The organism is Pseudomonas sp. ICMP 10191, assembly GCF_001467335.1.
GTDB lineage: Bacteria > Pseudomonadota > Gammaproteobacteria > Pseudomonadales > Pseudomonadaceae > Aquipseudomonas > Aquipseudomonas cerasi.
The window spans coordinates 22,267-35,759 of record NZ_LKGW01000024.1 but is presented as its reverse complement, the minus strand read 5'-3'; the positions used below and the strand labels follow the sequence as shown (position 1 = coordinate 35,759).

The window sequence follows — 13,493 nt, the reverse complement described above, 5'->3', positions numbered from 1 at the left end:
ACACGGACCATGCTCAGCCCAAAAAACATTAATCAATATAAAAATAAAACAGTCGATGCAGCCTCGGCCATGCCGGACATAAGAGGCAAAAAGATTCTCATGGGGTTCTGGCATAACTGGCCTTCCGAACCCGGTCAAGGTTACCAGCAAGGCCTGTTCAAAGAGATGGCGCTGACCGACATACCCGAGGCGTATAACGTCGTGGCCGTGGCCTTCATGAAAGGTGCCGGCATTCCTACATTCAAGCCTTATAACCTGAGCGATGCTGCGTTTCGCGCCCAAGTGGCAGCACTGAATGCACAAGGACGTGCGGTGCTGATTTCTCTTGGCGGGGCTGACGCGCATATTGAGCTATATACCGGTCAGGAAGATGCACTGGCCTATGAAATTATTCGTCTGGTTGAAACCTATGGCTTTGACGGCCTGGATATCGACCTTGAACAAGCTGCTATTACCTTTGCCGATAACCGGACCGTATTACCCGCTGCGTTGAGGATGGTGCGCGAACATTACGAGACAGAAGGAAAGCACTTCATTATCAGTATGGCCCCCGAGTTCCCCTACCTGAGGGCCAGCAAAAAACTGCCGATATTGAAAGAGATCACGACGTATTTTCCTTTCCTGAAAGAATTTGTAACCTTTCTCGACTCCCTGAGATCCGGCGGTGCCTACCTTGCTTACATCAATGCGCTGGAAGACATCTATGACTTTATCGCGCCTCAGTATTACAACCAGGGCGGCGATGGCATATGGGTCGATGAGCTGAACCTGTGGGTCACTCAAAACAACGACGCCCATAAGAAAGAGTTTCTTTACTACCTGACCGACAGCTTGATCCACGGTACGCGTGGCTTCACTAAAATTCCGGCAGACAGGCTGGCCATTGGTCTACCGACCAACAATGACGCGGCCGCCACCGGTTACGTGGTTGATCCGCAGGACGTCAAGGATGCACTGCAAGAGCTGGAAGACGCCGGCAATTCGATCCGCGGGCTGATGACCTGGTCGGTCAACTGGGATGCCGGGAAAGACAAGGGTGGCAAGGAATACAGCTGGGAGTTCGTGAACCGCTACGGTTATCTCACCAGTGGTGAAACGCCCGTACCGGACAAGCCTTCAGTGCCCACTGACCTCAGATCAACCGAGCAAACCCCAACGTCGGTGAAACTGGCCTGGTCGCTTTCGGAAGGCACGAACCCGGTTCTGAAATATGAAGTGCTCCGTAACGGCACTCTCTTCTTTACGGTGAGCCGTCCTGACTTTGAAGATAACGGCCTTCAGCCCGGCACCACTTACAGCTACCAGGTACGTGCCATTGATGTCATGGACAACACCTCGGCATTCTCCACAGCGATCAGCGTGAGTACCCAGGCAGGGAGCGGCGGTGGTGCGAAACCGACAACACCGGTCTTGAGCCTGTCAGGCGTCACCGATAAAAGTGTGTCGCTGACATGGACAGCGTCTACCAGCGATAGCCCAATCAACAGGTATCAAATTGACCGGGACGGCTGGCCTACTACAGGGCTCAGCGGTGAAACGTATGCGTTTACCGATGAAGAACTCACCCCGGGCCGTACGTATAAATACCGCGTTGTGGCAAGAGACGAAGAACTTCAATGGTCAGAGGTCAGCAACCTGATAGAAATCACAACCGATTCGGAACCCCATAAACCTTCATTGCCTGTCGATTTCAGGTCAACCGGGCGGACCACCACATCGATAACGCTGGACTGGAGTGTTTCGACGGATGCCAGCGGTCCGTTTCACTATGAGCTGTTCCGCAAGGGTGTTTCGATAGGCGAGGGCAAAGCTCCTCCCTTCACCGACGAAGGCCTTCTGCAAAGCCGCCTTTATGATTATCACATCATCGCGACCGACAGTATGGGTAACAGCTCAGGACCCTCTGAAAAACTTCTGGCCACTACAGACTCCGAGGCATCCAATGATCGACCTGCGCCACCGGGCAACTTGCGTCAGACAGGTGAGACCACCACCAGTGTTTCACTGGCATGGGATGCACCTGCCGGGGGTACTGCCGTTGACGTCTACCGTGTCTACAGTTTCGACGCGCCTGCTGTGACCGTCGATTCAACCGTACTGACCTATACCGTCAGAGGCCTGATCCCAGGCAAGACCTATCAGTATCTGGTCGGTGCACGCGATAAAGATCTAGAACTGTCTGGGCCCAGCAACGTTGTGCAGGCCTCGACCAGCGACGCATTGCCTGAATGGGACGATGATACTGACTACGTGAAGGGGAATAAGGTGATGCATGCGGGTGCCTCTTACATCTGCATCAATTCTCACCATTCACAACCAGACTGGGCGCCGGGCACCGTGCCGACGTTATGGGCACCCTGGACCGAGCAAGCAGGCGGCAGAGGTTTCCGCGACTGGCCCAAAGAATGGCAGTGAGCCTCATGCGTACCGGCTCTGGCTCGTAAACAGACGGTGACGATGTCATAACTGAACGACTTATCCACAGCGCCCAAAAAGCGTTTATGGATAAGTCGTTTTTTCATGGGCCTTGAAATAGTCAGGACAACAACGACTTACCATGGAACACCTAAGTCACAGAGTCTGTATGTTTTTTAACCAAATCTCTGTAGAGCTTCATTTCATTGGGCTACAGACGAGCACGAACACCTTATCCACAGAAACGCCAACAGACTTTGGGTACAACTTCGTCCCAATCACACGGCCTGCTGTGGACAACGTATAAAATGGCTGAAAAACCACCCGAATGAACCAACGCTGCACGCAAAACCCTGCTTTGATCATTTTTCATACAAAACCTCCAAAGCCTTTATTTACAAGGCCTGCAGGCAATCACAAACAACTTGTCCACAGGCACGCGCACAGAGATTGTGGGCAAACCCATTGGCTGGCAGATGGCAGTGCGCATTTATCCACAAAAAAATGCAATGAAAATAAAGAGTTAGATTGATCGTTTTTTGAACACCACTCCAAAAGCCACGTTCTACAAGCCGTTCAGACGTTCACGAACACATTATCCACAGGCACACGCACAGGGATTGTGCGTAAGTCTTCCCGAAAAGAATATTGGTCAAGGCCGTACAGGCGTGACGTTCAAACGAGCCATTTTGCTACCCATCACGATTTCGAGTTTCAACCGCCGTTACGAAAACGCGGATGTCAAAGTCGAGGTCAGCAATGGCGGTGATCTGAAAGGGAGTATTTCGTATGCCTACTTCCGGCCTCTCTCCGAGCAGAAGGCAAACCGCCCCTCAAAGACGGCAGCACAAGACTTTAGCCTTACTTTACGACGCCCTCATCGATCAAAAGCTTCAGAATCGCGGCTGCGCCCTCTTCAGGGCGCATCCCCTTNCCGCCACTGGCCTTGGCAGTGGCGGCTTTCATGCGATCAGCGCCGCTCTTGGCTTTGATGACCTTCAAGCGTTTGGGACGCGGTTTGGCTGGCTGCAGCGCTTGGTCGGTCAATAACTCATCGACAACGACCTGAACCAGTTCGGTGTCCAGCGTGCCACGCTGTGCAGGCCCGAACGCGCTCTGGCGGGGTTTGGGAGCGGCGTTATCCACAGTGGCCAGAAACGGCAAACGAACCTTCAGCCGGCGACGCTGGCCGCGAGGCAGAGCCTGCAACACCAGTGCGGTGCCGTTGTTCAACGACTCGACTTCAGCCAGACCGGTCACCAGTGGCCAGCCCAGCCTTTCAGCCAACAGAAAGGGCAGCATCCCCGACCCTTCACCGGTTTCAGCCTGACTGCCGGCCAACACCACCTGCGCGGCAGAATCCCGGAGGTAGTCAGTCAACGCAATCAGCGCATCGGCGCCTTCGGGTTGCTCCAGCACATGCAGCTCGTTGAGCCCCATGCCAAGGTAAGCGCGCAGCGCCGGTTCTTCGGCATTGCCCGCGTGCAGTACCTGCAAGTTATCCCCAGCCAGCTGCAAACCAAGCTCGACGGCCCGCGCATCCTGTTCGGCGCGGCGCGCACGACCTGATGTCGGGTGCGCCCCGATGGACACCAGACTGATGATCTGTACCGCATGCTTATCCACAGACACTTCAGGCTGCATCACGCTTACCTCCGCTGCGCCAGGCTTCGACTGCGGCGATCAGCGCCTTAAGTACTTCGGCGCTCTCGCCGATGACCGATAGATCTGCACGCTTGACCATGTCGCACCCCGCATCCAGATTGATCGCAATGACCTTGTCACAGGCGCCGATGCCCTGCAGATGCTGGATGGCCCCGGAAATACCGACGGCGACATACACCCTTGCGGTCACCCAGGTGCCACTCGCGCCCACCTGCCGCTCGCGGCCCATGAAACCATCGTCCACTGCGACCCGCGACGCCCCTTCGGTGGCCCCGAGTGCCGAAGCGGCCTGATGAAACAGATCCCAGTCTTTGACACCATTGCCGCCAGACAGAATGAATTCGGCTTCAGCCATGGGGATAACTCCGGGATCGACGGCAACCGCTCCCAGGTCCTCTATACGCGGCAGGCTGCGCGCCACGCCTGTGGACAACTCGACCGGCACTACCTCGTGACGGGTATCGCTGACCGGTTCAGCGCACTCTACAGCGGCCAGAATCAGACGGGGCAGAGGCCGAACCAGGTCTTCGCGACCGGCACCTGCGCGACTTATGCACAGCTGGTCCTTGACCTGCCAGACCCGCGTTGCAGGTCGCTCGCCGATGCTGGCGGCAAAACGTCTTCCCAGTTCGCCACCGCCGGTTCGGCTATCCGGCAGCAGCCAGTGGCGCGGGTTGAACTGGTTATCCACAGCTCGCAAACCCTGCACGCGCTGTTCCGATGAATAACCGTCGAATCCGGCACCATCGATAACTAATAACCGATCCACGCCAGCAACGTCGAAAGCAGTTTCCTTGTGTTCGCCGAACACCACCGCCAGCACGGCACCGTCGGCCCCCGCCAGCTGACGCGCCAGCCCCAGCAAGTCGCGGTCGTGGCTGCTCAGGCGGCCGCCGACCATATCGGGCACCACCGTGATATGGAACGCTGGCTCGACGATGGTATGCAGCGGCAACTGCACGTCGGCAGCGGCCGAACGCTTAACCGTACCGCCCTGCTGAGCGCCGCTGCGGTCGATACGCTTGATGCCGTTGGGGCCGATAAAACCCTGGCCATGCACGTTCTTGCGCATCAGGCCGTTCGGCCCCATCCAGCGGCTCTGCGCCGGCTGCATGGCCGCATGCAGTGGGTGCAGTCGATTGCGGGCAATCCACTCGGCGCGTGGATCACGGCGGATAATGTCACTCATCAGAGCACCTCCGCGGGTTCACGTTTGGCAGGCGCTGGCGTGTTGGGGATAACTTCCTCAATCAGCGCATCGGCGACCAGTTCGGCAATGTCCTTGATCAGTGGTCGCGGCTCGACAACGCCTTCGAGCATGGCTGTGCACTGTGGACAACCTACCGCAACCAGCTCGGCAGCCGTCTCACGAATGTCGTCCATGCGCATGTCAGGAATCCGCTGTCTGCCGGGAATGTCAGTGATGGGCGCGCCACCGCCGCCACCGCAGCAGCGGGAGCGAAAGCCCGAGCGCTGCATTTCCCTGATCTCGATCCCCAGCGCGCGCAGCACTTCACGCGGCGCCTCGTATTCGCCGTTGTAACGGCCCAGGTAACACGGATCGTGATAAGTCACGCTGGCGCCTTTGTGCTGGCCCAGCGTCAGGGCGCCGCTGCGCACCAGCTCGGCCATGAAGGTGCTGTGATGCTGCACCTGATAGTCACCGCCAAAAGCGCCATATTCGTTTTTCAGCACATGAAAGCTGTGCGGGTCGCAGGTCACGATACGTTTGAAATCGTAACGGGACAGGGTCTGAATGTTGCGTCGGGCGAGCATCTGGAAGGTCGCTTCATCACCCAACCGCCTGGCCACATCACCGCTGTCGCGTTCTTCGAGGCCCAGCACGGCGAAATCCACCCCGGCCGCCTTGAGGACTTTGACGAACGCGCGCAGGGTGCGTTGATTACGCATGTCGAACGCGCCATCACCGACCCAGAACAGCACATCCACGGTTTTTTTCTCGCTGAGCAATGTCAGGTTCAGATCGGCCGCCCAGTTCATTCGCCCGCCCGGTGCAAACCCGCCGGGGTTGTCGGTGGCGATCAGGTTGTCCAGCACCTCGGCGCCCTTGTTCGGCGTAGCGCCCTTTTCAAGGGTCAGGTGGCGGCGCATGTCGACGATGGCATCGACGTGCTCGATCATCATCGGGCACTCTTCGACACAGGCTCGGCACGTGGTGCAGGACCACAGCGTTTCGGCGTCCACCAGCCCGTTGACGATGGGCTGATGCGGATTACCACCATGCTCGCCCAGTGGCTTGCCTTTGCCATCCAGCGATGGATAGGGACTGCCGGCAAATTTTGCGTCGGTGCCCCCGGCAAGACCGACCACCATGTCCTGAATCAGCTTTTTAGGGTTGAGTGGCTGGCCTGCGGCAAACGCCGGGCAGGCCGCTTCGCACTTGCCGCACTGCACGCAGGCGTCGAAGCCCAGCAGTTGGTTCCAAGTGAAGTCCTGAGGTTTCTCCACGCCCAGCGGTGCGGTTCGATCGTTCAGGTCCAAAGGTTTCAGGCCCGTGGAACGTCCACCACCAAAACGCTCGGCACGCCGGTGCCAGGCCAGGTGCAGCGCCCCGGCGAAGGCGTGCTTCATCGGCCCGCCCCAGGTCATGCCGAAAAACAGTTCGCTTACGCCCCACAGCACGCCCAGCCCGAGAACAGCGACCAGCACCCATCCGCCGAAGTGCTCGGGAAGAATGCCCGCCACTGGCAACGTGACCAGAAAGAAGCTTGCGGAAAACGCCATGAGGCTTTTCGGCAGGCGCATCCACGGGCCTTTCGACAGACGCGCAGGCGGGTTGAGACGACGACGATAGACAAACACCGCACCGACGAACATCACCGCCGTCATCAACAGCAGTGCGTAACCAAGCACGCGGTTATGCACACCGAAACCGTGCACCAGAATCGCCAGCACAATCGAGGCCACCGCTCCGCCCGCTGTGGCCACGTGGGTGTTGGCGATGTATTTGTCACGCGCGACCACGTGATGCAGATCGACCATGTACCGCTTGGGCATGGCCAGCAGACCACCCAGCCAATCGACTTTCGAGGACCGACCATTGCGCCACAGGGTTGCCCGCCGCCAGGCGCCCAGCGCCGCAAGGGCCAGGGCGCTGAACAGCAGGATCGGAAGAAGGGTGTCTAGCATCTGAAGCTCCAGGTACCAAGCGGTCTTGCAGTCCGGGTGACGCTTCGTTGATTCGCAAAAACCGTGGATCAGACAACCCGCATGTCGGCTGATCTATCGCATTCGCGAACCCGTTCGCTCCCACGGCCTGCGGCCGGAATCAAAGACAGGCGAGCCTTAAAAGTCCTTGCACAGCCGCAAGCCGTCATAGATCGCCGCGTGGGTATTACGCTGCGCCACGCAATCGCCGATACGAAACAGCAGATAACCGTCACCCGGCTGGCTCAACGATGGCTGTGGCTGAATGGCGAACAGCGCATCGATATCGATCTGGCCCTTGTTGCGCGAGCCTTCCTTGAGCGCGTAGTAGATCGCTTCGTCGGGACGCACGCCGTTTTCCACCACCACCTGATCGACGACCCGCTCTTCCTTGGCGCCGGTGTATTCGTTTTCCAGCACCGCCACCAGCTTGTCGCCCTCGCGATAGACCTTTTCCAGCATCATGTCGCCGGTCATGATCACTTCCTTGGGGTACATGCTGCGGTAGTAGGTCGGGAACGAGGTTCCGCCAATCGCCACGCCCGGCTTGATGTCATCGGTGACGATTTCGACCTGGCAGCCCTTGTCGGCCAGAAAATCGGCCACCGACATGCCGGTGAACTCGCAGATGGTGTCGTAGACCAGCACGTTCTTGCCGGGCGCCACCTTGCCGTCCAGCACATCCCAACTGCTGACCACCAGGCCTTCAGACGCCCCCCAGTGTTCGTTCTGCTCAAGAAACGGGTGACCGCCGACCGCCAGCACCACGATGTCGGGCCGCAGATCGAGAATGGTTGCCGCATCTGCTGCGGTGCCCAGACGCAGGTCGACTTTCAGGCGCGCCAGCTCAAGCTGGAACCAGCGCGTGATGCCAGCAATCTGGTCGCGCTGCGGTGCCTTCGATGCGGTGGTGATCTGCCCGCCGATGAAGTCCTTTTTCTCGAACAGGGTCACGTCATGTCCGCGTTCGGCGGAGACCCGTGCGGCTTCCATCCCTGCAGGACCGGCACCGACCACCACGACCTTGCGCCTGGGTCCGGCGGATTTCTCGATGATGTGCGGCACGCCCATGTATTCGCGGGACGTGGCGGCGTTCTGGATGCACAGCACATCCAGCCCTTGATACTGGCGATCGATGCAGTAGTTGGCACCGACGCACTGCTTGATCTGGTCGATCTGGCCCATCTTGATCTTGGCGATCAGGTGCGGGTCGGCAATGTGCGCGCGGGTCATGCCGACCATATCGACATAGCCACCTTCCAGAATTCGCGTTGCCTGGTTCGGGTCCTTGATGTTCTGCGCGTGCAGCACCGGGGCCTTGACCACTTCCTTGATCCCGGCCGCCAGGTGCAGGAACGGCTCCGGTGGGTAACTCATGTTCGGAATAACGTTGGCCAGGGTGTTGTGGGTGTCACATCCCGAGCCCACCACGCCGATGAAATCGATCATGCCGGTGTCGTCGTAATACTTGGCGATCTGCTTCATGTCCTCGTGGCTTAGGCCATCGGGATGAAACTCGTCGCCACAGATGCGCAACCCTACGCAGAAGTCGGGGCCGACTTCCTTGCGCACCGCCTTGATCACTTCCAGGCCGAAGCGCATGCGGTTCTCGAAACTGCCACCCCATTCATCGGTGCGCTTGTTGACCCGCGGGCTCCAGAACTGGTCGATCATGTGCTGATGCACCGCCGACAACTCGACGCCATCCAGACCACCGGCCTTGGCACGCGCCGCAGCACTGGCGTAGTTGCCGATCACCCGCCAGATTTCCTCGGGCTCGATGGTTTTGCAGGTTGCCCGATGCACCGGCTCGCGAATGCCCGACGGCGACATCAGGGTCGGCCAGTGATCGCCATCCCAGCGCGAGCGACGGCCCATGTGGGTAATCTGGATCATGATCTTGGCGCCATGCTTGTGCATGGCGTCGGCAAGGTTCTGGAAGTGCGGGATGATTCTGTCGGTTGCCAGGTTGACCGATTTCCACCAGCCTTGCGGGCTGTCGATGGCCACGCTTGAAGAGCCGCCACAAATGGCCAGGCCGATGCCGCCCTTGGCTTTTTCCTCGTAGTACTTCACGTAACGATCCGTGGTCATGCCGCCATCGGTGGCGTAGACCTCGGCGTGCGCAGTGCTCAGCACGCGATTGCGGATGGTGAGCTTGCCGATCTGGATCGGCTGGAACATCGCTTCGAAAGCCATAACCCGATCCTCGATTTACAGCGGCTTGACGACAAATAGACCGTCGTCATGACCGTCTTCGGAACCACCGTAAACCTGCTCGGCAACCGTACGCACAGCGCTGCCACTGGCAGCGAGGATCTGATCCATGGCCCCGGCGAACCAGCCGGTGAACATGTAATCGACCTTGCGCCCGACCTTGCCGTAGACGTACACGAAACAGGAGTGCTCCAGCTTCACACTGGCAGTGCCTTTCTCGACGTCGATGTCCTGGATCTTGAACAGACCCCAGCCACGCTGCGACAGACGCTTCATGTAGTGCTCGAACACCGCAACGCCTTCCAGGCCGTGGCATTCGGCTTCCTTTTCGCACCAGTGCCAGGCGGATTTGTAACCCGCCTTGTAGAGGATGTCGGCGTAGGCATCGGCGCCCAGCACTTCTTCGATGCCCATGTGGTTGTTGACGAAAAAGTGCCGGGGCACGTACAGCATCGGCAACGCATCGGAGGTCCAGACGCCGGTTTCGCTGTCGACTTCGATGGGCAGTTGCGGGGCGATTTTAGCCATGGCGGTCAAACTCCAGATGATTCGGGCTACACCCACCGCTCGAAGGGCCGTGGGGGTTCAATTCGATAAGGTATGGCGGGCGGGTTACTCGCCCCAGACGTCGGCCAGAACGTTGACCCAGTTCTCGCCCATGATCTTGCGCACCACGCGTTCGGAGTGACCGCGCTTGAGCAGCGTTTCAGTCAGATTGGGAAACTCGCCAACGGTGCGGATGCCCAGCGGGTTGATGATCTTGCCGAAGTTGGTCAGGCGGCGGGCGTAGCCCTTGTCGTGGGTCAGGTACTCGAAAAACTCCTGGCCGTGACCCTGAGTGAAGTCAGTGCCAATGCCGATGGCGTCTTCGCCGACGATGTTCATGACGTATTCGATGGCTTCGGCGTAATCGTCAATGGTCGACTCGATGCCCTTGGCCAGGAACGGCGCGAACATGGTCACGCCGACAAAACCGCCATGATCGGCGATGAACTTCAGTTCGGCGTCGGACTTGTTGCGCGGGTGTTCCTTGAGGCCGGAAGGCAGACAGTGTGAGTAGCAGACCGGCTTTTTCGATTCGAGAATGACTTCTTCCGAGGTTTTCGAGCCGACGTGGGACAGGTCGCACATCACCCCGACACGGTTCATTTCAGCGACGATCTCACGACCGAAACCCGACAGCCCGCCGTCGCGCTCGTAGCAGCCCGTGCCCACCAGATTCTGGGTGTTGTAGCACATCTGCACGATGCCGACGCCGAGCTTCTTGAAGATCTCGACGTAGCCGATCTGGTCTTCATAGGCGTGTGCGTTCTGGAAGCCGAACAGAATGCCGGTCTTGCCCAGTTCCTTGGCCTTGCGAATGTCGGCTGTGGTATGCACCGGCATGACCAGGTCGCTGTTTTCGCGCATCAGTTTCTGGCTGGTGCAGATGCTGTTGATGGTCGCCTGAAAGCCCTCCCACACCGACACGGTGCAGTTGGCCATGGTCAGGCCGCCCTTGCGCATGTCTTCGAACAGCTCGCGGTTCCACTTGGCGATGATCAGCCCGTCAATAACGATGCTGTCGGCGTGTAATTCGGCTGGGCTCATCAGGCTGTCCCCTTTTTTGATTGCGGTGCGCCGAATCGGCTGTCGGCGCTAATGGGGTCAGCATATGCCGGAGGGTCAGGGGAACCGGGTGCAAAAACGACAGGGGGTTTGCCGAAAGCGTCAAGATGCGACAAAGGGGGACGGCGAGTCGTCGGGCGATGTCGTAAACCTGTTCAATGTCTCACGCTTGAGACAGAATCGAGCCTATCAATGGATCGGAGCGACTCGATGAAAACGTTTTTGCTGACCCTGGCCCTTATGACGACGGCCGTGACAGGCGTACACGCCGCCCAGAATCCGGACGCGTCGCCCTGCGACGGTGTCGAGGACGACAAGCAGACCCTGGAATGCTCGGCCTACAGCCGCACCACTGCCGAACAGTTGCTCAAGGAAAACTTCGACAACCTGCTCAAGCGCGTTCAGTCGCAGTTCGTCGCCAACAAGACGCAGTTCAACGACTTTACCAGCAAACTCAAGAACGCCCAGCAAGCCTGGGAGAAGCTGCGTGACGCCGACTGCGCGGTTGAGGTCTTCCCTTCTGCAGCAGGCAGCAAAGCCTTCACTATCAGCGAAAACGACTGCATTGCGCGCATGAGTGACGAGCGCTCGGAGTATCTGGAGTCGATAGCGCAGGAATAACGTCTACGATGAGATAACCTGCCTCTTTATATGAACGAGCTCATCAGGTTTTCTCATGATTATTTGCGGTGTAGAAATCAAAGGCAGCGAAGCTATCTTCGCCCTCGCCACTCGACGTAATGGCGGCATCGAGCACTTGCCGCTCGCCACCAAGAAGCTTGCGCTGGAGGACGATGACGAGGCCGCCAACGTCAAAGCCTTCTCCACGCAACTCGCCGGTTTCGTACGTGAAAACGGCATCAGCCATGTGGTTATCAAGAAGCGCAGCAAGAAAGGCGAATTCGCTGGCGGGCCGACCACCTTCAAGATCGAAACCATCTTTCAACTGATGTCTGATTGCAACGTGGTGCTCATATCGCCGCAGACCGTCAATGCGCAGAACAAGAAACACACCTTCGCCCTGCCCGACACCCTGAACAAGTATCAGCACGAAGCGTACAAGGCGGCGTGTGCGGGTGTGATGAAGAGCGTTTAAGCCTTTCGANGGGATTATCGTTCCTCACGCTCCAGCGTGGGAATGCAGTTCGTGACGCTCCGCGTCACATTCATTCGCCGCGCAGTTACTTTTGACCCGACATAAAAAAACCCGCATTTCTGCGGGTTTCTTCAATGCTCAATCAACTCAGTTGACCTTGGCATCCAGCTCGCCACGCGCGTAGCGTTCGAACATGGCGTCCAGGGAGATCGGCTTGATCTTCGAGGCGTTGCCAGCGGTGCCGAATGCTTCATAACGGGCGATACATACGTCACGCATGGCCACGACAGTCTTGGCCAGGTACTTGCGCGGGTCGAACTCGCTCGGGTTTTTGGCCATGAATTCGCGGATCGCACCGGTCGATGCCAGACGCAGGTCAGTATCGATGTTGACCTTGCGCACGCCGTGCTTGATGCCTTCAACGATTTCTTCGACCGGCACACCGTAGGTTTCTTTGATGTCGCCGCCGAACTCGTTGATGATTTTCAGCCATTCCTGTGGAACGGACGAAGAACCGTGCATCACCAGGTGAGTGTTAGGGATGCGCTTGTGGATCTCTTTGATGCGCTCGATCGCCAGGATGTCGCCGGTAGGCGGCTTGGTGAACTTGTAAGCGCCGTGGCTGGTGCCGATGGCGATGGCCAGGGCATCGACCTGAGTGCGCTTGACGAAGTCAGCGGCTTCTTCCGGGTCGGTCAGCATCTGGCTGTGATCCAGAACGCCTTCCGCACCCACGCCGTCTTCTTCACCAGCCATGCCGGTTTCCAGCGAGCCCAGCACGCCCAGCTCGCCTTCCACGGAAACGCCGCAGGCGTGAGCGAAGGACACAACGCGACGGGTCACGTCAACGTTATAGTCGTAATCGGCCGGGGACTTGCCGTCTTCACGCAGCGAGCCGTCCATCATCACCGAGCTGAAGCCCAGCTGGATCGAGCGCTGGCAGATGTCAGGGCTGGTACCGTGGTCCTGATGCATGACCACCGGGATGTGCGGGAATTCTTCGATCGCGGCGAGGATCAGGTGACGCAGGAACGGCGCACCGGCGTATTTGCGGGCACCGGCAGAAGCCTGGACGATCACCGGGGAGTCGGTCTTGTCGGCCGCTTCCATAATGGCGCGCATCTGTTCCAGGTTGTTTACGTTGAAAGCTGGAACGCCGTAGCCGAATTCGGCTGCGTGGTCCAACATCTGGCGCATGCTGATAAGTGCCATTGTCTGTGTCTCTCCCGGTAGGGTCGTTAGTCGAGCAAGCCTGCCGTAGTGGCGGCTGCCATTCAAGTTATAAGCTCAGCCACAAGGCTGCGCGTGTGTGCCCGAGATCCGA

The 13,493-nt window shown here is 58.5% G+C and carries 10 protein-coding genes; 3 read left to right on the top strand and 7 right to left on the bottom strand.

Features of this window, described 5'->3' with window-relative positions:
- The first annotated feature begins 9 nt into the window (after positions 1-9).
- Positions 10-2,415, top strand: a complete 2,406-nt coding sequence (locus tag AO388_RS03395) for a fibronectin type III domain-containing protein (RefSeq protein WP_058416047.1) — start codon at positions 10-12, stop codon at positions 2,413-2,415.
- Between the two features lie 861 nt (positions 2,416-3,276).
- Here AO388_RS03395 and etfB read toward each other — a convergent pair.
- From etfB to AO388_RS03365, 6 genes are all read right to left on the bottom strand, one after another.
- Positions 3,277-4,059 (bottom strand): electron transfer flavoprotein subunit beta, encoded by a 783-nt coding sequence (gene etfB / locus AO388_RS03390; protein ID WP_058416046.1) that lies wholly within the window; start codon positions 4,057-4,059, stop codon positions 3,277-3,279.
- The gene (gene etfA, locus AO388_RS03385; protein ID WP_058416045.1) at positions 4,049-5,269 is read right to left on the bottom strand and encodes an electron transfer flavoprotein subunit alpha; all 1,221 of its coding nucleotides are present in this window, start codon (positions 5,267-5,269) and stop codon (positions 4,049-4,051) included. Before etfA ends, etfB begins: the two co-directional genes overlap by 11 nt.
- A complete protein-coding gene (dgcB, locus tag AO388_RS03380) occupies positions 5,269-7,230 on the bottom strand; it encodes a dimethylglycine demethylation protein DgcB (RefSeq protein WP_003432495.1) in 1,962 nt (653 codons plus the stop codon). Before dgcB ends, etfA begins: the two co-directional genes overlap by 1 nt.
- Before the next feature lie 156 nt (positions 7,231-7,386).
- Complete coding sequence (dgcA, locus tag AO388_RS03375) at positions 7,387-9,447, bottom strand: dimethylglycine demethylation protein DgcA (protein ID WP_058416044.1); 2,061 nt, start codon at positions 9,445-9,447, stop codon at positions 7,387-7,389.
- Between the two features lie 15 nt (positions 9,448-9,462).
- A complete protein-coding gene (locus tag AO388_RS03370; RefSeq protein ID WP_003432482.1) occupies positions 9,463-9,993 on the bottom strand; it encodes a DUF5943 domain-containing protein in 531 nt (176 codons plus the stop codon).
- 84 nt (positions 9,994-10,077) lie between these two features.
- Positions 10,078-11,055, bottom strand: coding sequence for a dipeptidase (locus AO388_RS03365; RefSeq protein WP_003372603.1), 978 nt, complete (start codon positions 11,053-11,055; stop codon positions 10,078-10,080).
- 228 nt (positions 11,056-11,283) lie between these two features.
- Here AO388_RS03365 and AO388_RS03360 point away from each other — a divergent pair, with 228 nt between their 5' ends.
- Together AO388_RS03360 and AO388_RS03355 are read left to right on the top strand one after the other, a co-directional pair.
- Positions 11,284-11,694 (top strand): lysozyme inhibitor LprI family protein, encoded by a 411-nt coding sequence (locus AO388_RS03360; protein WP_058416043.1) that lies wholly within the window; start codon positions 11,284-11,286, stop codon positions 11,692-11,694.
- 55 nt (positions 11,695-11,749) lie between these two features.
- On the top strand, positions 11,750-12,169 hold the full coding sequence (locus tag AO388_RS03355) for a DUF3010 family protein (protein WP_003372607.1): 420 nt from the start codon (positions 11,750-11,752) through the stop codon (positions 12,167-12,169).
- 147 nt (positions 12,170-12,316) lie between these two features.
- Here AO388_RS03355 and fba read toward each other — a convergent pair whose 3' ends face one another.
- A complete protein-coding gene (fba, locus tag AO388_RS03350) occupies positions 12,317-13,381 on the bottom strand; it encodes a class II fructose-bisphosphate aldolase (protein WP_003372623.1) in 1,065 nt (354 codons plus the stop codon).
- Positions 13,382-13,493 lie beyond the last annotated feature (112 nt).

Coding starts and splice junctions, on each gene's coding strand:
- etfA (WP_058416045.1), bottom strand. CDS start 5,269: ATGAGTGACATTATCCGCCGTGATCCACGCGCCGAGTGGATTGCCCGC.
- dgcB (WP_003432495.1), bottom strand. CDS start 7,230: ATGCTAGACACCCTTCTTCCGATCCTGCTGTTCAGCGCCCTGGCCCTT.
- dgcA (WP_058416044.1), bottom strand. CDS start 9,447: ATGGCTTTCGAAGCGATGTTCCAGCCGATCCAGATCGGCAAGCTCACC.
- AO388_RS03355 (WP_003372607.1), top strand. CDS start 11,750: ATGATTATTTGCGGTGTAGAAATCAAAGGCAGCGAAGCTATCTTCGCC.
- AO388_RS03365 (WP_003372603.1), bottom strand. CDS start 11,055: ATGAGCCCAGCCGAATTACACGCCGACAGCATCGTTATTGACGGGCTG.
- fba (WP_003372623.1), bottom strand. CDS start 13,381: ATGGCACTTATCAGCATGCGCCAGATGTTGGACCACGCAGCCGAATTC.
- AO388_RS03395 (WP_058416047.1), top strand. CDS start 10: ATGCTCAGCCCAAAAAACATTAATCAATATAAAAATAAAACAGTCGAT.
- AO388_RS03370 (WP_003432482.1), bottom strand. CDS start 9,993: ATGGCTAAAATCGCCCCGCAACTGCCCATCGAAGTCGACAGCGAAACC.
- AO388_RS03360 (WP_058416043.1), top strand. CDS start 11,284: ATGAAAACGTTTTTGCTGACCCTGGCCCTTATGACGACGGCCGTGACA.